The sequence below is a fragment of the Shimazuella alba genome, from assembly GCF_009831235.1.
GTDB lineage: Bacteria > Bacillota > Bacilli > Thermoactinomycetales > Thermoactinomycetaceae > Shimazuella > Shimazuella alba.
This window is the reverse complement of the sequence record NZ_WUUL01000005.1, coordinates 86058-107382: the sequence shown is the minus strand read 5'-3', so window position 1 is coordinate 107382 and position 21325 is coordinate 86058. Positions and strand designations below refer to the sequence as shown.

The following is a 21325-nucleotide window of genomic DNA, read 5'->3' as shown; positions in this document are numbered from 1 at the left end:
AAACTTTATATAGAAAATGAAAAACGCATAGCAATAGAAGGTTGTGCGTTTTTGTTTGGCAAATAGTTATATCCACCACGAATACTACGTTACTTTTAAGTGCCTATATTACTAGAAAGTACGTACTTCACGACAGGGGATTCATCTCTCATAATAAGATCTTGTGATCCACATAATAATACTCTAGTTTTGTGTGATTTTTCTATTCGTTAGGCAGCACGACTAGAGTTAGAGAAGGAGAGAAGAAAGATGAGTTCCAACAGTAAAAGAAGTACGTTGGCACTGCTCGCATTAGCGATAAGTGCTTTTGCTATCGGTACAACGGAATTTATCAGTGTCGGCTTATTACCACTTATTGCAACTGACTTGAAAATTCCGGTCACTACAGCAGGTTTGACCGTTTCTTTATATGCTTTAGGAGTGATGATTGGTGCTCCCGTGCTTACATCTTTAACATCACGAATGTCACGAAAATCATTGCTGCTATGGGTTATGGTTGTGTTTATCATCGGAAATAGCATCGCAGCGGCTGCAACACATATCAGCGTTTTATTGTTTGCCCGAGTGGTGTCTGCTTTAGCGCATGGTGTGTTTATGTCGATCGGTTCGACCATTGCAGCCGATTTGGTAACAGAAGACCGCCGTGCCAGTGCGATCTCTATGATGTTTACAGGGTTGACAGTAGCTACCGTGACAGGTGTCCCTTTAGGGACCTTTATTGGTCAACAACTTGGTTGGCGAATTGCGTTTGTGGCAATTGTAGTGGTAGGTATAATTGCATTGGTTGCTACGATGGTATTGATTCCTTCTGATTTGCGTAAAGGCAAGCAAACTACGTGGAGAGATCAAGCAAAGTTAATTACGAATGGTCGGCTTTTATTGATTTTTATCATTACTGCTTTAGGTTATGGTGGTACATTTGTAGTTTTCACCTATTTAGCTCCATTACTTCAAGAGATATCTGGATTTAAAGCGTCTACGGTCGCGATTATACTGCTTGTTTATGGAATCGCCATCGCCATTGGAAATATGCTTGGTGGAAAATTAGCAAATAAAAAACCGATCAAAGCATTATTTTTTATGTTTTTGGTACAAGCTATTGTATTATTTGTGTTCTCCCTCACAGCTCCTTTTCCAGTGGCTGCACTTATAACGGTGTTTTTTATGGGATTATTTGCATTTATGAATGTACCAGGTTTACAAGTGTATGTGGTCATGCTTGCGGAACGTTTTGTACCGAGTGCTGTAGATGTAGCATCCGCTATCAACATTGCAGCCTTTAATGCAGGTATTGCCTTGGGCTCATACTTGGGAGGATCGATTACCGATTCTATCGGTTTGATTCACACCCCATGGATTGGAGGTCTGATGGTAGTTGCTGCAATTATACTGACCGCGTGGAGCTGGAGATTGGAAAAAAACGATACAAAATAAAAGGAGTAATAAAAATGGTTAATCAACTACAATCTACAACTACATTAAACAATGGTGTAAAGATGCCATGGCTGGGACTTGGTGTATTTCAAGTAGAGGAAGGCCCTGAGCTGGTTAATGCAGTAAAAACTGCAATTGAACATGGTTATCGAAGCATAGATACTGCTGCTGTCTATGCGAATGAGGAAGGTGTAGGTCAAGGCATAAAAGAAGGACTAAAAGCAGCTGGTATTAACCGTGAAGATTTGTTCGTTACTTCGAAAGTGTGGAATGCTGATCTTGGTTACGATGAAACCTTAGCCGCTTTTGAGACAAGTTTACAGAAATTAGATTTGGAATATCTTGATCTTTACCTAATCCATTGGCCTGTGGAAGGCAAGTACCAATCAGCTTGGAAAGCAATGGAGACGTTGTATCATCAACGAAAAATCCGAGCAATTGGTGTGAGTAATTTTCAAATTCATCATCTCGAAAACTTGATGGAAAATGCAGAGGTGAAGCCGGTGATCAATCAAGTAGAATTTCATCCCCGTCTGACACAAGTAGAGCTTCGCAGGTACTGTCAAGAACAAGAAATTCAAGTAGAAGCGTGGTCCCCATTGATGCAAGGACAATTGCTAGACAATGAAGTGTTAAAGGAAATCGGGAAGAAATACAACAAATCAACTGCCCAAGTGATTATCCGATGGGATTTGCAAAATGGGGTTGTGACTATTCCTAAGTCGACGAAAAAACAGCGTATTATCGAAAATGCTTCTGTGTTTGATTTTGAGTTAACAGATGAGGAAATGAAACGGATTGGTGAGTTAAACCAAGATTTGCGTGTAGGTCCAGATCCAGATAACTTTGATTTTTAAACAAAAGAGATTCCTTTTTTTTAAGGGGTCTCTTTTTTATATTTGTTGGCTGCGGTTTTTGTATTTATAATAAGAAATAAGCGGTGGGATCTAAGATTGGAGTCTTAGCCGATGAGTAAAAAGGAAAAGGCAAAGAAGGTTCTCCGAAAAGCAGTAGAGGGTACAGCAAAGCCGATTGCTGTTTGTGTCGGTATTGCGTGCGTGACCGATGGAAGTCTAGTTGGTTGCGCATGCGCTACTGCTGCTGGGTATGTGATCGGAAAGGCACATAATCTGAGGAAATAATCTAGCGAGCCATATTTTCTTTTTACTGTCTAGGGTCATGCGGATATTCTGCCATGGCTCTAGGCACACATGATTGGACATCAATAAATTTACATGTATAGACTATCTATTATTATAAATATGTATATTTAAAAAGCTGATTCTTTTTCTTTAAAGAATTAGCTTTTTTATTAGCAAAAACGCTAAAAAATATGGCTTTATAATCAAATTAATAGTAAAATATCAAATGTTGGTTCTTTTCCTATAAAGGAGATTATGTAAAAATGTTAAAAAATCATGGCAAAAATCACAGAGAAGTAGAATTGTCTCATGGAAAGCTTCATATCTTTGCCAATGATGAAGTTTTCGCATCACTCGAAGACAAAGTGTATCATATGGCGGATAATAACTTGCAAATACCGCGGAATGTACACATGAGTTACACCCCTGATGCACATGTCGGGATCGGAACATGTATCGGAACAACAGCTGTGTGGAATATGCGAGATGGATTTGTATCCCCATCGATTGTGGGCTCGGATATCGGCTGTGGAATGCGTGTTCATTTGACCCCGCTGAAAAAAGAAGATATTCAGGATAAAAAACTAAGGCGAGAGCTGATAAAATCAATTGAAAAATTTGTGCCAGCTAATGAACGGGCGGCATCTCATTATAAAAATATTCGAGTAGAAAAGATCGTATCGGAAGGTTTGCATGGCTTACCACCTGAGTATATCCCAGATCGCTATACTCCGAAACAACGCAAATCATTGACTCATGTCGAACATGCGAAGTTTGAATTTGATACGACCTTCTTGGAACATATTCCAGATAAAATGTGGAGCCGTGCTTGGCAGCAAGTGGGAACGCTTGGTGGAGGTACAATGATTGCCTCCCTAGTACAGTAATGTATTAGTCAAAAACTCGTCCAAAACGGGAAACCCTGAGATGGGAATTCCGTGGGAAGCGATAAAACGCCCCGTAGAGAGCAGAGGGACTTGGGCATCCTACTAACTTATGTTAGGGATGAAGGTGTGCTCCGACCTATAGGGAAGAAGAACCTATAGAGGTTGACAGAAATGATCAACCCATTACGAAATACTTGATTCCTTCAGAAAAATTAATATAATCATTTCAACAAACTCAAGGGGAAATGATTGTGAATATTGATTTAAAATGTCCTTCTTTTGCATATTTTTTTGGTTTTATTCAAGCAGATGGTTCTATGTCAAGTGAGAGCAGAGGAAAAAAAGGAAGACTTACTATCGAAGTAAACTCAAATGATAAAGAAATTTTGGAACAATTCCACAAGATAATTCCATGTACTTCTACAATTTATACTCGTGTCCGTGATACAAATTATAAAAAAGGATATAAGTCTTCAGTTTTACGAGTATATGATCATAAATTTCGTGAACAGTTGATTAAATTAGGTATGTTCTATGGAAAGAAATCATCTTTAATCTATCCTCCTAGATCTTCCTACTCAGAAGTAGATTATTTTAGAGGGTACATTGATGGTGACGGCTCTTTAGGACTAACTTCAAATGGATTTCCTTATATTTCCGTTGTTACTTCTTGCGAACATATTGCTCATGCATACCTCAACTCATTTATAAGACTACTGGAAAATTAAAAAAAAGTTCACCAAATAAACGCGATAGAGTCCATAATATAGCAGTATTTAAAGAGGATGCTCAATCTATTGCAAGAGTTTTATATTATGAAGATTGCTTGGCAATTCCAAGAAAAATAGAAAAAGCTAAAGAAATACTCAACTGGAAAAGACCAAAAACGATGAAGAAGATAAGAAATCGTAAAAGATGGACACATGAAGACAAGTATATTATCTCCAATAGTATTGAGGCTTCATCGAAATACCTCAATAGAACAAAACAAAGTGTTTCTCTAAGGTTATGGAGAATTCGTAATAGTAACAAGTGAATCATTTTATCGAAATACAAGCTATCCACATCCGAGAGGAAAACCAAGAAATCGCTGAAAAATGGGGCTTGGAAGATGGACAAGTTGTCATCATGATCCATTCTGGCTCCCGTGCTTGGGGTGGAATGATGGGACCCAAGTATACCAAAGATTTTAAAGCAGCAATGAACAAATGGGGAGTAGGAACTCCAGACCCCAACCTCGTCTTTGCTCCGATCGATTCTGATCAAGGGCAACAATACATTAACCTCATGCAATCAGCATTAAACTTTGCAGTGGTGAACCGTCATATGTTGGCATATGGAGTGCGAGAAGGGTTTAAAGAAGTATTTGGTTCTGATTTTGAAGCACCTGTGTTATACGATTTGATGCACAACTATGCATTAAAAGAATTCCATCGCAATCAGCCGATGATGGTACACCGTAAAGGAACCACAAGAGCATTGCCAGCGGGACATTTTTTAAATACAGAAGCATACAAAGAAACGGGACATCCTGCATTGATCCCCGGCTCAATGGGAACATCTTCCTATATCATGGTTGGAGCCAAAGGCGGAGAGAAAAACTTCTACTCGATCTGCCACGGAGCTGGTCGTGTTCGTTCCAGACGTGCTACCAAAGAATTGATTACTATCGATGAATTTGCAGAATCCATGAAAGTAGGTACAGACGAAGAGGTATTAGTTAATCAACGTACCCTGCAAAGCATCCTTGATGAATGTCCACAAGCTTACAAAGATGTGGATCAAATCATTGATTCGATTGAAGGTGCTGGACTTGCCTCTGTGGTTGCAGAATGCAAACCACTTGCGGTAATCAAAGGAGTATAATAGCTTATGAAACTTCCCTTTGTTGTTGGATTTCTGGCAATGAGGGAAGTTTTTTGATACAAATAGTCTAGAGATTCACCTGCTCTAGAGTTTCTGTGAAATTCATAAATATGCTTATGAAAGGTGAATCTTTTTGGTAGTTATTTGATGTTAAAAACAATAAAAAAATACCATTGACAAGACACCAAAAGGTGACCTATAATCATAAGAGTCACCTTTTGGTGTCCTATAAGACGTTAAGTAGATAGTGAATGAAAAAAGACGGATAATTTTAATGAGAAGTTAGACATTTGGCAGAATTTAAAGGTATGGTACTTTAATAGTCACATAGTACAAACGGCTAGTTTTTGCTTAAAGAGCGAGAAATGTGCCTGCACTTAGAAATAAAGAGATACAAGGAGAGATCGAAATGTCCTATATGGTTGATTTTAAAAATGTGTCTGTAGTTGGTTTAGAGTCTTCTCCTGTAGTAGAAGCACTTGCTGGTTTACGTGCTAATGAAGCCCGATATTTTATGAACAAATACAAGCATGAATTTACAGTTGCATCTGCTAGTGAAAGCCAGGAGACCCTAGTTTATGTGAATCGAATATTGAAAGAAGAGCGTGATATTGAGTTTACAGCCAAGCCTTTAGAAACATCGTGTTTTCAAGTAGAAAATATCAAATTTGCCTACGTCTTTTATGAGGATGGGCTTGCGGTTAACGTTATGTATCCAATTGATAACCCTAAGAAGAGGGCCGTTGGATTTAAGCTTTCGGAGGGGATGGAAGTACCAGCGGAGTTAGAAGGGAAGTTTAAGTTTGCTAGGCAGAAGTCTAAACTAGCTGGTACCATTCGGGGTTCGTTTTTTGTAATTAAAGGAGAATATTAAAGTAGAAAAAAAGCAACCTATAACTGCAAAGGTTGCTTTTTTGTATGGAATGGCTGACAAGTGTACCTTCTTTTGGTCACTACAAGAGCATTATCAGCAGGACATTCCTTAAGGTGCTGGTCTTGCTATGGTTGCAGACTGTAAACCACTTGCGGTAATTCAAAAAAGTTATAGTAGCTTATGAAATTCTCCATTGTTAGGGACATGACAATGGGGGTAGTAAATTTCCATACCATCATACTTTGAAATCTCGTTTTTTTTTCATATAATCAATAAGGAGTAGAGTTTACTTTGTTTGTGAAATAAATCTTGAAAATAAGTAGGTGATCCATAAAGTGGAAAATTTCACGAACAAAAATTATAATATTCCTGCAGAACTGACCTTGGATATCATTGGTGGGAAATGGAAAACTATTACCCTGTGTCACCTTACCCATGGTCCAAAAAGATCAGGAGAATTAATGAAATTGATGCCTGTTATTACCCGGAAGATGCTTACTCAGTCTCTGCGTGAATTAGAAGCTGATGGTCTTATTTCAAGAACGGTTTTTGAAGGAAAACAGTTAAAAGTCATATACGAATTAACCGAATTGGGTCTTACTCTTCAACCCGTTTTGCAGGCACTCTGTAATTGGGGTGAAAACATGATAGAAATGCAGAACATGGAAAAAGAAAACAAAATATCAAACCTTTGATCACTTAGCGACCAATGCTAAGTTTTTCTTTTGAATGGCTGTCTTTAATTCGAATAAAAACCAATGTGATAATGACTGCTAGTAGAAGTATCAAAGCTAATGCAAGACATAAAAATGAAAAAGATTTGATGTAAACTGCTACTAAAGAGCCGGAACTAGCACCTGCAAAGGCGAAAAAAGCATTGATCGCTACTGCACTTCCCCGTGTTTTTCCTGCTAATTCACTTACTATTACGATTACACTGGGATTAGCAACAGCAATCCCCATTACAAAAATGATACTAGCAATAGCCAAAGTTGGAATTGATTCTGCTGCTGTCCCTATCGTTAACCCTATTCCTGTAGTGAGTAAGCCTGTTATTAATACCTGTCTGGCTCCAAAATGTTTTATAAAGGAACTAGCAAAGAGCGAAAGTAAAATGCTCGGTATGCCTGCTACTCTTATCCACATTAACCCTTGATTTCCCATATCAAATTTTTGTTTTATAAATAAGCCCAAACCGGAATAAAACGTAACAAAACTTAAAAATATGATTGCCATGATAAAAAAAGACAGAACGAGCGCTGAAATTTTGAAGACTCGTATCATATGGTTCATCATTTGATTAAAAGAATATTCTTTAGTAGGTATTGCTCCTTTTGGAAGAAGAGGAAAAGAAAATAGGATTAATCCATAAGCTATTGCTAAAATAACAAAAACTCCTCTCCAGCCAAGCCAGTTTCCTATTGCTTGACCGTATAATTGACCTAAAATGCCAGATAACAAAAAACTGCTGCTCAATATGGATATAGCCAGTGAACGATAACGCTGGGAAACAACATCATTGATATACGCAATCGAAATAACAGGAACGGATGAAGCAATGACTCCTTGTATGACTCTTAGCGTGATTAGCCATTCCAATGAACTGCTAAAGCTAACTGCGAGTGTTGTAATTGTTAAAGCAGCAAGGCCGAGGAATAAAATGGATTTCCGGTGAAAACGATCAGAGAATATCCCAAATATCAAACACCCAATTGCATAGGAGATTCCATAGATACTATTTACCCACACCGTCTGATTTACTGTGGCATGAAATTCATTTTCTAAGGCAGGTATTAAAGGTATTGCCACATACATTAAGGAAACGACTAGAATGGAACTAACAGCTAAGATTGTTATGCTCTGAATAAACGTATTTCTTTCCTTGTAGATATGCATAAAATCACTCCGTTGTTTATTCGTTATTGCCATTATCAAAGATACGTTTGAAAATAAAAAGTAGGCACTTTTTTGTTCCTGGGAACTTGAAAGTGCCTTCTTTTCTTTCTTTTCTAATCGATTCATACTGCAAGTAACTAATCAAAAACAATGAAATTTGAGGTAAAAAGGGGATATAAAAATGAGCAACTATGCAAAAGTTCATGTATTGCATGCTGGAGAACTCACATATGATCGGTCTCTTGCTTTTAAGGAACTGGAGGTCATTCCGTCATTTGACCAAAGAGGAAAAGAGTTTCAGGAAAAAGTTCCTGTATCCAGCTATCTTATCGAACATCCTCAAGGAAACATTGTAGTGGATACAGGGTGGCATGAAGATATACGTACCAATCCCAAAGAACATCTTGGAGAAGATATTTATCAATTTATCGAGTATAAGCTGCCAGAAGGACATTCCGTAAAAGAACAGCTCGCTGCAAGAAATCTTTCTCCTGAAGATATTCATACCGTGGTTATCACGCATTTAGATGTCGATCACATCAGTGGTTTAAAGTTGTTGAGTGGTGCAAAACGTATTTTAGTAAGTGAACAAGAATGGAAAAACCATCGAGATGAGTCCAAAGAAAAATGGTACGAAGATATTGACTTCGAACTAGTAAAATTAGAAAAGATTCCTTTTGGTCCCCATCAACTAGGAAAAGATTTATTTGGGGATGGACTTGTCTATCTTGTATTTACTCCTGGTCATACAGCTGGCCATATGTCCGTTTTAGTTCGAGTGGAAGCTGGCTGGGTTTTACTCGTATCTGATGTTGGATATGCAGAAAAATCATGGAAAGAGCAAATCTTACCAGGTAATACGGTGGATGATGAGCTTGCATATCAATCTTTGCAATGGGTAAAAGAGTTCTCAGAGCGTGAAGATTGTGTGGCAGCAATTGCTAATCATGATCCAAGTGTTCGACCAACTATGTTTTAAATGCAATATCAATAGAAAACATGGAAAAAAACTCTTTTTTCTGATGAAGCTAGAAAAGAGAGTTTTTTAATGTAAAATTTTGGTAAATTTATTTAGGAAATATAAAATATCTTTTTCCTTGTTCAGGTCGATAGAGACTTTCATGGATAGCTGCTTTATAGTCTTCCAAAGGATGCATCCCACCAATAGAAACTTGAAAATCGTTATTTTCTGTTGCATCTATTATTTCTTGAAGCGTTTTCTCATCTTTTTGTTGAGGTGGAGTTAAGAAGTACCGGTAGAGATAGGCCTTGATTCCGATGTTTTTCATCAAAATATCATAGTTATGAAGTTCAAATTTTTCGGTGCTGTAATTCCCATAAATAACGGCTTGTCCGTCGAATGATAGGGATTGAATCAAATCACCTGTGAGTGGACCGCCAACGGCATCGGTAACACCACTTAATCCTTTGTTTTGTGTTATCTCCATGGATCTCGGATACTAACAGGACGCTTTGATAGATTAATTACATAAGAAGACCCTAATAAAGCTTGTAGATTCAAATGGTTATATGTTTGCCTAACAATGGAGATGACATTTATATCTTTTTGTCTGGCTAATTGGGAAACCATTGTTGCCACATTGGAGTTCCCTGCTGTAAGGGCAAGCCATTGACCTGACTTAACTTTAGATGTTTCAAGTAAATCCCATGCCGTAATGATGTTAAAAAACTATGCAGCCTTTTCGATGGGATAGTCTGGTGGTAAGGCTATGAGCCATTCAGCTGGTACGGCGGCATATTCGGACCACGTATTAAAATAACCGAGTGTAACAAAAGTTCCGGGTTTATATGAAATATTTTTTTCACTTTTATAATAATGCCAGCACCATAATTTCCAGCAATTTGTTTAGGGAAGACAAGCTTCTTAGGCTCCGGATATAAATTTTGAATGAACAGAAAGTCGCCAGGGTTGATAGAAGCTGCAATCATCTTCACCAAAACCTCATCATCGTTAATCTCTGGAACGGGAAGCTTGTAAAGCACTAAAATCATTTTCTGGAGAACCAAATTCATTAAAATAGATAGCTGTCATTTGTACCACCTATTAATCGCTATGTTGTACAAGTACCTTCAGATACAGAATTAAATGGTACGACTAAGTTAGTTTCAACAAGTTTCTAAGTTGATCATCTATAAACTTTGTATCTACTTCATGAATACCACGACCTGCAAGATGTCCCCATATCGATTCAATAGGACGGAATACAGCATTGGGGATCTGCTCTGTCTCATATTGGCTATCTTCAGGAGGAAAGTATAAGTCTGTAGTTCCAGGCATGATGACAGCTTTTGCTCGAATGCTTTGGAGTGCTTTTTCAAAATCTCCATTATAAAGGTGATTTGCACTAATATCTCCATGTTGTCCTGTCCAGAGCATAGCTAATAAATTATTGGCATCGATGTTGAGAAAATTTTTCTCCCAAAAATCTGTAAGGAAGTTTTCTAAGCTGTTGTAGCCCAGTTCACGGTATAACTCTTTTCGATAAAATGCTTGAGAAAAACCCCAACCAGCGTAAACGCGTCCAATTGATCGCATGGCGGTTTTTGGTTGAAGGGTATATTCACCATTCGCCCATTCGGCATTTGAAACAAGAGGTGCCTTTACCCCTTCTAAAAAAACATAGGTGTGTGGCCAAGTTTTAGCTGTTCCACAAAATGGAGCGATTCGTTCTACCATGTCAGGGTAGCTCGCTGCCCATTGAAACGTCTGTAGTGCTCCTAGTGACCAACCTGTCACAAGTGCTATTTTTTCAATTCCAAATTTCTCGGTAATCAGACGATATTGAAAAGAAATATTATCAAAAATGGTAATTTTAGGAAATCTACTCCTGTCAAAAGGAGCTGGTGTATTGCTGGGTGATGAGGATAGCCCATTTCCAAGTAAATTTGGGACGATTATAAAGTATTTATTGGGGTCTAGTGCCATATCTGGACCAATCAACCATTCATTTTGATAATGTTGATCACCAAAAGCAGTGGGATAAACAATGACATTGTTCTTATCTTCATTTAGTGTTCCATAAGTTTGATAAGCAAGAAAAGCATTCGGTAATATTTCACCCGATTGGAGAGTGACATCTCCTAGTTGAAAGATTTTATAATCCATGTTCAAACCCCTTTCAAGTTCGTTGTAGAGTTAGTGTATACTAGCAGTAACATCAAGTAAATTTAACGTTTTTGATATGTAGATTCAAAATTATTGACAATAAGGATGTTGAACATGGAACTTCGTCAACTGATAACCTTTCAGACAGTAGCTAACACACTTAATTTTAGTAAAGCTGCAGCAGCCTTAAATTATGTCCCATCAAATGTAACGATGCAAATGCAAGCATTAGAAAAAGAATTAAAAGTTCGCCTGTTTGATCGTCTTGGGAAGCAGCTTATTTTAACAGATGCAGGGAAACGGTTTCTGTTGTATGTAAACCAAGCATTAATAACTTTGGAGGAAGCAAGAGAAGTCGTTTGCAGTCAAGAGCAGATTACGGGAACAGTGACGATAAGTGCAAATGAAGTCTTATGTGCTTATCGATTACCTTCCACTTTTCTGCAATTTCGTAGAGAATACCCAGGTGTTCGGCTTATTTTCAAACCGATTTCCTATGATAATCTCAAACAGAGCTTATGTGAGGGGAAAGCAGATGTTGTATTTTTGTTAGATGAACCTATCCGATCTACCTCTATAGCTAGTGAAACATTGCGATATGAGTCGTTCCAGTTATTCGTATCTTCGGATCATCCTTTGCGAAAAGAACAAAAATTGCTTCCCGAACATTTACGAGCAGAGCAATTTTTGGTTAATGAAAAGGGGTGCACATATCGTACTCTGTTTGACCAATTTCTGAAACAAAAAGGGATAGAGGCTAATATGTTTTTGGAGTTTAGTAGCGCGGAAGCAATCAAACAATGTGCCATGTCTGGAATAGGAATTGCCTTTCTTCCAGAAGTAGTAGTTCGTACTGAGTTGGATCGTGGTGAGCTTGTTGTCCTTCCGATAGAGTTGCCACACTTTCCGATCTACACACAAATGTTATGGCATAAAGAGAAGTGGCTCTCACCTGCAATTCAAGCATTTATGCAAGTTGTGCAAAAAAATGTTTCTTTGATTGATTGACGTACAGGGCTTTATTAGGTTGTAGGTTGGTGGAAACTAAATTAAGCCATCCTGAGTAGAATGGCTTTTTTATTTCACATATTTTCATATGATAAGTGCTGACTGCACAGAGACTAGAAAGTATCTGTGCAGTTTTTCGTCCTATATGTTTTTACTTCTGGGACGGAAAGCGGTGTCTGAATATTACTCCATCCACCACAACATCTTCGTTGGTGTGGAAGCGGAGGTGATTTTCGGTTTTGTCTTCACCATCTCGTCGAATGGCAATTACATATTCGGCGCCCTTCTGAATGAGCTGGGCGAACAGCTTGACCTTTTTTGATCTCTCCAGAACATAGGGGGTAGTTCGAAACATCAACAGGTCAGAAAACTGACCGATGAAGGTGACAGTTTCTATCGCCCCAGAGGAGTTTTTTGTTTCGACTACATTTGTGGTTTTAGACACTGGGAACTCCTTTTCTTCTCGATTCCCTCCATTATTATAACGTAAAATATCTATAATTATCATTAAATAAAAAATGTAAATTATCTGTTTATTCCGGTATCATTTAACGGTTTAAAGTGTAGAAGCTAATTACATTCATTATCGGTATTAATCTCGCTAATGTGCAGTAGTTATAGAAGATATTGAAATTATAAGAATAATAGTACATTGTTAGTATTTTTATAAGGATAAGTGATTATTTATCTGTCAGTGCGTCGAGAATACCCCATCTTCCATAAGTGGGGGATGAATCGGCAAATGATTAACCCAGATTGAAATCCAAGAGAAATCGGGTGCAGTCTTACACGAGTCCATGTATAAATCGAAATATTCAAATAGAAAGGATAAAATCAAACTTCCGAAACTAGGCTGGGTGAGGTTTGCGAAGTCTCGTGAAGTCGATGGACGTATTCTTTCTGCTACGGTTAGACGTAAATCCATCCGGAAAGTATTTCGTTTCCGTCCTGTGTGAAAGGAATTATTTTCCCATAGTTCCAGCTAAGAAAAAAGCAGTAGGGATCGATCTTGGTTTAAAAGATTTTGCAATACTCTCGGATGGTACAAAAGTCAAACCAAATCGATTTTTACTCCATTATGAACAGTAACTGGCAAAAGCACAACGCATCCTATCTAGACGTACCGAAGAGGTTCCAATTGGAACAAAGTCAACGCTCGCCATGATTTCCTTCACAAATTGTCTTCGAAACTGATTCACGAAAACCTAGTCATCAGCATCGAAGATTTGCAAGTGAAAAACAGATCAAAAACTATAAGTTAGCTAAATCGATTACAGATGACTCATGGTCAGAATTCACAAGCATGTTAGCGTATAAGGCAGAGTGGGTTTGGAAGAACAATGGTGAAAGTAGGAAAAACATTCCCATCGTCCCAACTCTGTTCCTGTTGTGGTTACCACAACAAAGACGTGAAGAATCTAAACTTGAGAGCATGGACATGTCCCGAATGTAACGAATAACACGACAGGGACATCATCGCAGCAACGAACATTTTGCAAGAAGGTATAAGACTGTTTGCCGCTGGGACTGCGGTCTAAGCTTAGTAAATATTAGACGGGAGTTCCTAAGAATCCCCACCTCTAAGCGATAGCGTAGGTGATGGGAGTGTTCAATTCAAGAGAATATAAAAAACTAGGATAAATTTATCCTAGTTTTTAAGCATGAACACGTACAGGTAAACCGTATTTCTCCGCTATTCTCAGCACTTGAGCTGCAAACTTTTGACCGATGTCAGGTCGTACCATTTGCACATAACTCACATATCCATTGATATAGTCCCAAAAGTGCGGATGGTTTTTATGATTTTCTTCGTCCAACCCTCTTTGCTCTACATTATGTAACAACGCACGAAAACTGCGAATGTCTTTGCGTGTTAGATTGGCTTTCTCATTTACGACGATTCCTGTGACACGTTGGCGACGTCCAGCGCGGAGCACTCGTGTTTTTTCTTCATTTACCACAAATCCCTCAAAGGCGACAATACTACGCACATTATTCATCAAGGAGCCGAGTTGGTTTAAAGATTCTTCTTTTCCAGAGAAGGTGAGATCATCGGCATAACGAGTGTAAGTGAATCCTTTATCTGTTGCCAGTTGGGTTAATTTTTCATCCAATCGTCTGCACAATAAGTTGGTGATTGTTGGACTGGTGCATGCTCCTTGTGGCAATTGTCGATCCGACATCGCTACATAATACATTTTCCCGTCAAACTCAACTTCTTTGCGAGGAGGTTCTGTACAGATTAAGGCGAATAAAGTGCTGATTGCACGGCTGTATCCAAACGATTCAAACAATCCACGCACTCGAACAAACGAGATAGAAGGGAAGAAATCTTTTAGATCAAATTTGATAACAGCATCTTTGCCGATATGGGGCTTCGCGTTATTTACCGTACTTTTTCCATTCACAAAACCATATGCAGCATCATGAACTGCTAAGTTATCTAAGATGTTCGCTTTTACCCATGTTTGTGCTTTCCTCAGCTTTGTTTTGGGTGCAGATATCTCCCTGTTCCCGCCATTTTTTTTCGGGATAGTAAAGCGTGTGTAGTGATTAATCGTTGCAGTGTTTCGATGATAAGTCAGCCACTTTATTTCTGATAAGGTAAAACCCATATCTTCCGATAATTGTAGAGCAGAACGTATCAATGGTAATTTGTGTTGCATGAGTTTAGCTTCATCAGCATCAAAGGAAGAAAGACCTGAGGAAACTCCGTCACCGACATGGATGACATGCGTTTCGCGATACTGTTCCCATTTTTCTTTCGCTTCAGCTTGTGCTTTTTCTCGTTGTTCTTTTCGTTCTGCCCGTCTTTGTTTACTTTCTTCAATTCGGCGTTTTCGTGCTTCTTTTAACAAAAAGTCGATATCTTTTAGTTGCTTGGATTGCTTTTGTAATGCTTGTAATTCTTTCTGTACTTCTTTGTATTCTTCATCTTCTTTGGCTTGCTGTTCGCGTTCTTCCTCACTCAGATGGGGTGCTTCCCAAAAGCCGAGCCGAATCATCTCGCTGCGTATTGTTTCATTTTTTCCTTCGGACTGGATTTTTACAATCCACTCTTCTCTTGTCAGCATTTTATTTTCTTCGGACACTATGGTTTCCTCCTCTCCTATGATTTTTGATGAGCCGATAGTAAAGCTAGCATGTGTTCACATGGTCCTTGCATCAATCGATTTTGTTTGTAGAAGTAGCAAGAACATTGTGCGGATGCAATTTTCCCGTCTTTATCTAGTTGAACTTGTGTTTTTTGTGATTCCACTGTACCTTCCAAGTTCCAACCATTCGCTTGAGAAGTCCGCTTTTTGAGCGTAACTTTGTCTCCTTCAACCAATTGTTTGGCTGCTTCTTCTCGAGGATTGGTGTATTTCAATTGATCCATTGGCAGCGGATCACGAGTCAGTTCGCGCAAGCGATACTTACCGATCTCCAAGTCAAACATTACTCTGCCTGCACTGCAAAGTTGACGCAGGGAAGCTTGTACGATGTCTGATGGAAGATGAGTCCAATTGGCCAGTTCCGAATCGGTTGCTGTTTTCTTCAGTTTAAGCTGAGAAAAAACAAGTGCAGATTGGCTTGGTGTTGCTTTGGTACTCGTCCCAATCATCAAGTCAAAGTTACCAGCATTTGCCCAATCATTTCGTGTCCATCCAGATAAACCAAGGGTGAAGCTGAGGTTACCCATATCTACGACATAGAAACTAGGCATACCTGTCCCTAGCAAATGAACCGTAATGCGGTCAGCAAGAGGCAATAATCGTTCAAGTAAAAACAATCGTCTGCGACCCCATGTGCGAATCTCCTGTGCAGTATCACCAAGATAAATCGAGCCTGCAAAGGTGATTGTTTCGTTCCACGGTTCGATGACGAGCTTTACTGGTTCTCCTGGCTGTAAGATATATTTTAAAGAACGAGGACTGTGTTGTTCTTTGTGTTTTCGTAAGAAATTGCAGATGTTATATAAGTCGATCGGTTTTAGTTCAAAAGAAGATGTTGGCATGCTCATGGCTGATTGAACCTGTAAGAAACCACGAATCCAACTTGTAGGTACATCGATTTTTTTCTCTTTGTAAACTTCTCTTCCTTCCGTAGCAACTTCAAATCCAGATGGATCTACTTGAAACTCAGTAGGACGATAGGTGCGCATACGTTTTAGTTCAGCTAATAAGTTATCGGAGAAATCAATATTGGTCGTTCCGTATTGAAAATCTTTTACATCTGTAAAAAGTTCTTCATGAACAGCCAATCTGCCATAAGAAGATTCATCCAATGAGAAAGCTTCAAAAAATACTTGATCAGGTGCCACTGTGATAACAGGGTCCAACACAAACCAAGCGTCTTTATCGTTATTATAGAGCCAGTTAAAATATTGTCGTCGTGATTTGTAGTAATCGCCCATGCGAGCAGTACGGAGCTTGTTTAATTCAGTCATTCGTTTTTGTAATTCATGAATTCGTATAGATATGTCTGCTTTTTCCCCTAAAATACCAGCGATATCAAGTAAATACTGTTGTTTCACCCATTCTTGATAAGCCGTATTGTCTTTAGGCTTAAAGTTGAGATCTGAGACAACTACATCCCGAAGTGCGATCATCGCATCGCGATAGCGAATCGGGTCAGCAATTTTACCACGAAAAAAAGTTGGTTCTCTGCCTAAATCAGGTGAAAAGTTAACGAGTGTATTACCGCCAGCGTGACTGACACCGCTTGATGAAGCGTAAGTTTGTTGGAATAACATGCTGTATCCTCCTTTATCGGACTTGTATGGGGGATTCTATTTCTGGATAGAGAGCTTTTAATTGCGTTAGTGTAAATAAGATTCGTTCAAAATCACGTTTTCCACCGATATGAGCAACATCCGATAGGAGAGGAACGATCTTCTCTGCCATGCTGCGGTCTGTTTTCCCCAATTTGACCAATAGATCCAATGTCATTTGCTTTGCTTTTCTAGCTTGATGAACTTTAAATAAAATCGTTCGAAAGAACAATTCAAGTTTTGTAATTTTATCTTTGGTCCATTCGATTTTCTCTGCGAGTGACAGTGCATACTCTTGTACAAACAGATCTGTACTTTCGCTAGCACGAAGTAGTAATTCTGTTATGTCTAGATCAGCGAAATGAATGTCTACCATTTCCATCCCAAATGCTTGTACATCTTGGCGCGCGCTGTCGATTAATCCATAGATAAGCGTAGGAGTGAATTGATCGACAGACATGGTCCGCATATATGCAAATGCCCAATTTCTTGTATCATCCCAATGAGTTTCTACTAAGTTAACTAAGCCCTCATCGGTCATTTTATCTTTTACTTGAATGATCATATTGCGAGCTTCACTTCTGCACAATGCAATTTGGTTGTGTGCTAAGTTAAGTAGTTGATCCATCGTAAATTGCTCAACTGCTGGTTGCTTGGCAGCGAATAATCTTGCACCAAGTTCTTGATAGCTGGTATCAGTGTGATTCAGAAGTGCTAAAACTTGATCGATTGGTGTATCCGTTAGTTCGGCTAAAAATAGAGTGCCTAGTAGATCGTTTAAAATATAGTTTTGGCTGATTTCTGGTAGTTCGTTTTGCATCATTTCGGCCCACAGAGCATCGAGGAACTTTGGCAGGATCGGGATAAGCCAATGCATCCGATCTGCAAAAAATGGTGTGAGAAATACTTGGTTATCTTCGTAGGGAACAGCACACCATTTCACCAAAAATGCTGGAGTACAAGAGAGCATCATGTAATCTTTATGTAAAATATTTCTCGCTGTTTTTCGGATAGATTCTGATTCGTTTTCCAAGAAAGGAAGCAAGTCATCCGCTGTGTAAGGGTCATATTCTCTGTGAATGACCGAAAGAAATAAGGATATAAACTGTACGATGATAGGTTGAACATCAGCTAGTAATGGTGTGATCATTGATAGCTTGATATTATTTGCTAGTACATCCCGCAAATCGCTTTCGAAAAAAGTGAACCATTCGCTCAAATAAGGTGCATCAGGAGATTCTGTCAATTTTGCTAACAACATCTGTATCAATTGCGCCTTTGTCTCATCAGACCATGTCACAAAATTTTGCTGTAAAAAAGCGTTTGCCAAGCTGCGAATCGTACCGTTTTTATGTGTGGATAAGGACATCCAGCGATTTAGGTCAGGGTTATTTTTATCTAAACGATTCAATACTTCCCGTACACCGAATTCTTGGCGGAACGGTTCAGTGGATTGTAGTAATCGGTTGATAACATGGTCAGACAATTGAGCTACAAAAGCAGGGTTACCTATACGCAAAGCTCTTCCAGCAAATTCAACGATAGGTGAAGCATTTGCTTCTAATAAAAGCATCAGTAACTCATATGGGTATTGGTCCCATAAAGCGGGAAATGCTTCTTCTCGTTGTTCTGGTTTTTGAAAGTAGGCATCAGGTGTTTCTTGCCAAGTTGCACTACCATAAGTAAAACGGGAACTATTGTGATAGAGAATATGGTTTAGAACCCAGTTTTGTTTATAAGATAGAATGTACTGTTTTTGATTGGTTTTTGGATTTGTTACATAAGTTTGCTTCGCATCGTTTGTTGTATATTGATACAAGAGATCAGTTGCTAATTTGATATACTCTTTAGCCCCTTGCTCACCTAATTTTCGTAAGGTACGCCAAGTTCTTTTCGTCAAATAACTTCTCGTTTTAGGAGTAAAACCATACCTTCGCTGGTTTCCCGTTGTTTGTTTAGGAGGAGCAATGAGCTTGTAGTAATCTCTGTCCGCTTCAAATCGGTATGCGACCCTGGATAAAATCCCTGTATCTTGCTTTTTTTCTGCTAATTTATAGATGGCTTTTAAATAACGGAAGTAGTTTTTATTTAAAGCGCTATATAAATATCTTCCATTTCTTATCGCATAAAAGCTGTAATAACTGACGTATACTCCTGAATTAGAAGCGTATTGATTAAAGTCCTGATAGGTAAAGTATTTGAGTAATTGTTTTAGTCCTTCTCTTGCCAGTGGATGATCGGATAGATAAAGAGTCCACAGCCAGGATCGATCTCGTTTTGATAGTTCCTGAGGACTGACGTAATCATACCGTTTCTTTTTTTCATTCCATATATGTTGACTTTCGTTACGAATGATGAATCTCATCAATTCATCGACAAAGGTGCGATCATTTTTTATTAATAATAATTGCAGATCTACAGGAAGGGGGGCGAGTGGCTGTTCTGCTTCCCACCAAGACAGGTGATTTTCAAATTCATCCCATTCTTGTTTGTGAGCAGCTTCATCTTTTTTTCGGATTTGATCTTTTGACACAAGATGGCTCCTTTCTTTTTCGTGCAAAATAAAAACCTGACCTACAGAACGGTCAGGTCATATCACAATGGTTTTGATTTTGAAACGTATGCTAAAAAAGACTATTTTAAATAAATATATACGATTTAAGAGAATTGCGTCAAGAAAGAACCGAAAATATATTCGCAATAAAGGAGATTTAGGTTGAATTCATAATAAATAAAATGATAAATGAAAGATGGATAAGATGATGATTATACTGAAGATAAGTTCAATTCGTTGCGTATAGACGGAGGAAAAATGAGCAGCTTCGACAACCTTCAGGGTGTTGAATTGATCGCTCAGGAATGCATCTACTCTCACATTCAGTACGTGGGAGATGGAGGGCAAGGTTCTGGTCTGAGTTTGGGGGATGATTACGTCGCGGATGCCGCTGGATTCCTTACCCACATCGAGAAGGCAACCGAGCCGTCTGACAAGTTTGAATTCGTCGACGATGGCGACACCATCGAACTGACGGTCAAGGATGACTCCGATAAGATCTCCAAGGCGTTCCGCTTCTCCCTTGTCCCCGACGAGAAGCGTGAAGAGCTGTTGAACGCGCTTCGGAGTCTTCGGGGACGGGAGAGATCCTTCGGATCTCCTACTGACTCATTCCTGTAGAGCCTTACTCTCTGCTTCAAAGCGCAATAGGACTGGTCACTTGAATCCGTGCAAGTGACCAGTCGCTGCTTATATACATATATAATAAAAAACCTAGCTAGAGAGCTTTAGCTAGGTTTTGAAGAAAGTTATCTACGAAAACACTATGATCTGGTAACGCCACTGAGCTAGCCCCCGGGGTGGGGGGTCGATTGTGATCGCGGCGACTGCCTTCTTAGGCGATTCACAATCACCCCCCACCCCGGTAGGGCTAGTATAGTAACGCGGGACCGGATGATGTATGAGAAGCTTGCACGCTGATACGGCGTAACACCGTACACAAGGAAGCTAGATAACTTTTATTTAGGTAACACTGAAATGATGTAATTCATTGTTTATTACAATAACATAGAAACGTCTGTTTTGTAAATAGATTTTATTTAAAAACTCTATAAGAAATTTTAGGTGAATTTTGTTGTTCTCTTATAGCCAAGTTGCAGGGATGGATATGAATTTATTCAAATTTTATCATTTTTTTGAGCTTGTTGCATGATTCCATATAAGTGAAGATGCTCGCGAGTGGAATGTCTTTGTTGGTTAGGAAGAGCAGACGCGGAAAACATAGCGAAACTTGCCGCGATATGACATAGTACGACTTGTATCGTAAGTGGGCAACCATCAAGTGACTACCTAATATGTATAAACTTTATTTATGCAGTGATATCAACAATAACTGATGGCTTCAAAAAAAGCCTGTTTTAGTGGAAATTCTTGAATAGAAAAAAGAAATAAAAAGAAAGATAAAAAAGGGTTGACAATATACCCTTATCCGGGTTAAGATAGATCTCGTTCCTGACAAAAACAAAGTGTTTGGAGAGGTGTCCGAGCTGGCCGAAGGAGCACGATTGGAAATCGTGTATACGTCAAAAGCGTATCGAGGGTTCGAATCCCTCCCTCTCCGCCATCTTTACATAGATGGCTCGATAGCTCAGTCGGTAGAGCAGAGGACTGAAAATCCTCGTGTCGGCGGTTCGATTCCGTCTCGAGCCACCATTTGAAACACTTTTTAATAAGCTGGCATAGCTCAGCAGGCAGAGCAACTGACTTGTAATCAGTAGGTCGCGGGTTCGATTCCTGCTGCCAGCACCAACTCAAATAACCACCAAAAAAAATTTGGTGGTTAA

At 39.0% G+C, this 21325-nt stretch carries 18 protein-coding genes, 3 tRNA genes and 3 pseudogenes; 15 read left to right on the top strand and 9 right to left on the bottom strand.

Translation table 11 applies throughout. The annotated features are described in order from the left end of the window. Positions 1-249: 249 nt before the first annotated feature. From GSM42_RS09020 to GSM42_RS08985, 8 genes and pseudogenes are all read left to right on the top strand, one after another. Positions 250-1434, top strand: coding sequence for an MFS transporter (locus GSM42_RS09020; protein WP_160801215.1), 1185 nt, complete (start codon positions 250-252; stop codon positions 1432-1434). A 14-nt stretch (positions 1435-1448) separates the two neighbouring features. Beyond that, a complete protein-coding gene (locus GSM42_RS09015; protein ID WP_160801214.1) occupies positions 1449-2291 on the top strand; it encodes an aldo/keto reductase in 843 nt (280 codons plus the stop codon). A gap of 111 nt (positions 2292-2402) precedes the next feature. Then, entirely contained in the window at positions 2403-2576 is a 174-nt protein-coding gene (locus GSM42_RS09010) for a hypothetical protein (RefSeq protein ID WP_160801213.1), read from the top strand. 263 nt (positions 2577-2839) lie between these two features. Continuing rightward, positions 2840-3436, top strand: a pseudogene (locus GSM42_RS09005) (RtcB family protein); the annotation flags it as partial. A 278-nt stretch (positions 3437-3714) separates the two neighbouring features. Then, positions 3715-4191 (top strand): LAGLIDADG family homing endonuclease, encoded by a 477-nt coding sequence (locus GSM42_RS09000; protein WP_160801211.1) that lies wholly within the window; start codon positions 3715-3717, stop codon positions 4189-4191. A gap of 307 nt (positions 4192-4498) precedes the next feature. After that, a pseudogene (locus GSM42_RS08995) lies at positions 4499-5329 on the top strand (RtcB family protein); the annotation flags it as partial. 409 nt (positions 5330-5738) lie between these two features. Then, a complete protein-coding gene (locus tag GSM42_RS08990) occupies positions 5739-6203 on the top strand; it encodes a phage tail protein (protein WP_160801210.1) in 465 nt (154 codons plus the stop codon). A gap of 335 nt (positions 6204-6538) precedes the next feature. Beyond that, on the top strand, positions 6539-6898 hold the full coding sequence (locus tag GSM42_RS08985) for a winged helix-turn-helix transcriptional regulator (protein ID WP_160801209.1): 360 nt from the start codon (positions 6539-6541) through the stop codon (positions 6896-6898). Between the two features lie 4 nt (positions 6899-6902). Here GSM42_RS08985 and GSM42_RS08980 read toward each other — a convergent pair whose 3' ends face one another. Then, positions 6903-8099, bottom strand: coding sequence for an MFS transporter (locus GSM42_RS08980; RefSeq protein ID WP_160801208.1), 1197 nt, complete (start codon positions 8097-8099; stop codon positions 6903-6905). 181 nt (positions 8100-8280) lie between these two features. Here GSM42_RS08980 and GSM42_RS08975 point away from each other — a divergent pair, with 181 nt between their 5' ends. Beyond that, a complete protein-coding gene (locus tag GSM42_RS08975; RefSeq protein WP_160801207.1) occupies positions 8281-9078 on the top strand; it encodes an N-acyl homoserine lactonase family protein in 798 nt (265 codons plus the stop codon). Between the two features lie 88 nt (positions 9079-9166). Here GSM42_RS08975 and GSM42_RS08970 read toward each other — a convergent pair whose 3' ends face one another. The 4 genes from GSM42_RS08970 to GSM42_RS08955 all read right to left on the bottom strand — a co-directional run bounded on the left by GSM42_RS08970 (position 9167) and on the right by GSM42_RS08955 (position 11226). Then, the gene (locus GSM42_RS08970; protein ID WP_160801206.1) at positions 9167-9547 is read right to left on the bottom strand and encodes an MDR/zinc-dependent alcohol dehydrogenase-like family protein; all 381 of its coding nucleotides are present in this window, start codon (positions 9545-9547) and stop codon (positions 9167-9169) included. Continuing rightward, positions 9538-9699, bottom strand: coding sequence for a hypothetical protein (locus GSM42_RS08965; protein ID WP_160801205.1), 162 nt, complete (start codon positions 9697-9699; stop codon positions 9538-9540). The genes GSM42_RS08970 and GSM42_RS08965 overlap by 10 nt, the downstream gene beginning before the upstream one ends. A 128-nt stretch (positions 9700-9827) precedes the next feature. Further along, positions 9828-10112 (bottom strand): hypothetical protein, encoded by a 285-nt coding sequence (locus GSM42_RS08960; protein WP_160801204.1) that lies wholly within the window; start codon positions 10110-10112, stop codon positions 9828-9830. 103 nt (positions 10113-10215) lie between these two features. Continuing rightward, complete coding sequence (locus GSM42_RS08955; RefSeq protein ID WP_160801203.1) at positions 10216-11226, bottom strand: alpha/beta fold hydrolase; 1011 nt, start codon at positions 11224-11226, stop codon at positions 10216-10218. A 114-nt stretch (positions 11227-11340) separates the two neighbouring features. On the opposite strand from GSM42_RS08955, the gene GSM42_RS08950 reads away from it, so the two are divergent. Further along, positions 11341-12234 carry a LysR family transcriptional regulator gene (locus tag GSM42_RS08950; protein WP_160801202.1) on the top strand — a complete coding sequence of 298 codons (894 nt, stop codon included), beginning with the start codon at positions 11341-11343 and terminating at the stop codon, positions 12232-12234. Positions 12235-12385: 151 nt separating this feature from the next. On the opposite strand, the gene GSM42_RS08945 is transcribed toward GSM42_RS08950, so the two are convergent. Beyond that, positions 12386-12679 carry a hypothetical protein gene (locus GSM42_RS08945; RefSeq protein WP_160801201.1) on the bottom strand — a complete coding sequence of 98 codons (294 nt, stop codon included), beginning with the start codon at positions 12677-12679 and terminating at the stop codon, positions 12386-12388. Between the two features lie 305 nt (positions 12680-12984). On the opposite strand from GSM42_RS08945, the pseudogene GSM42_RS08940 reads away from it, so the two are divergent. Then, positions 12985-13772: pseudogene (locus GSM42_RS08940) on the top strand (RNA-guided endonuclease TnpB family protein); the annotation flags it as partial. 117 nt (positions 13773-13889) lie between these two features. Here GSM42_RS08940 and GSM42_RS08935 read toward each other — a convergent pair. Genes GSM42_RS08935 through GSM42_RS08925 form a run of 3 tightly spaced genes read right to left on the bottom strand, consistent with a single transcriptional unit; the run spans position 13890 to position 19520 of the window. Next, a complete protein-coding gene (locus GSM42_RS08935) occupies positions 13890-15326 on the bottom strand; it encodes a reverse transcriptase domain-containing protein (protein WP_160801200.1) in 1437 nt (478 codons plus the stop codon). 17 nt (positions 15327-15343) lie between these two features. Then, entirely contained in the window at positions 15344-16969 is a 1626-nt protein-coding gene (locus GSM42_RS08930) for an SWIM zinc finger family protein (protein ID WP_160801199.1), read from the bottom strand. Positions 16970-16982: 13 nt separating this feature from the next. Continuing rightward, complete coding sequence (locus GSM42_RS08925; protein ID WP_160801198.1) at positions 16983-19520, bottom strand: hypothetical protein; 2538 nt, start codon at positions 19518-19520, stop codon at positions 16983-16985. 279 nt (positions 19521-19799) lie between these two features. On the opposite strand from GSM42_RS08925, the gene GSM42_RS08920 reads away from it, so the two are divergent. The 4 genes from GSM42_RS08920 to GSM42_RS08905 all read left to right on the top strand — a co-directional run bounded on the left by GSM42_RS08920 (position 19800) and on the right by GSM42_RS08905 (position 21290). Next, positions 19800-20162 carry a hypothetical protein gene (locus GSM42_RS08920; RefSeq protein WP_160801197.1) on the top strand — a complete coding sequence of 121 codons (363 nt, stop codon included), beginning with the start codon at positions 19800-19802 and terminating at the stop codon, positions 20160-20162. A gap of 851 nt (positions 20163-21013) precedes the next feature. Next, a tRNA-Ser gene (locus GSM42_RS08915) sits at positions 21014-21105 on the top strand. Positions 21106-21118: 13 nt separating this feature from the next. Further along, a tRNA-Phe gene (locus GSM42_RS08910) sits at positions 21119-21194 on the top strand. A gap of 20 nt (positions 21195-21214) precedes the next feature. Further along, positions 21215-21290 (top strand) — tRNA-Thr (locus GSM42_RS08905). Positions 21291-21325: the final 35 nt, after the last annotated feature.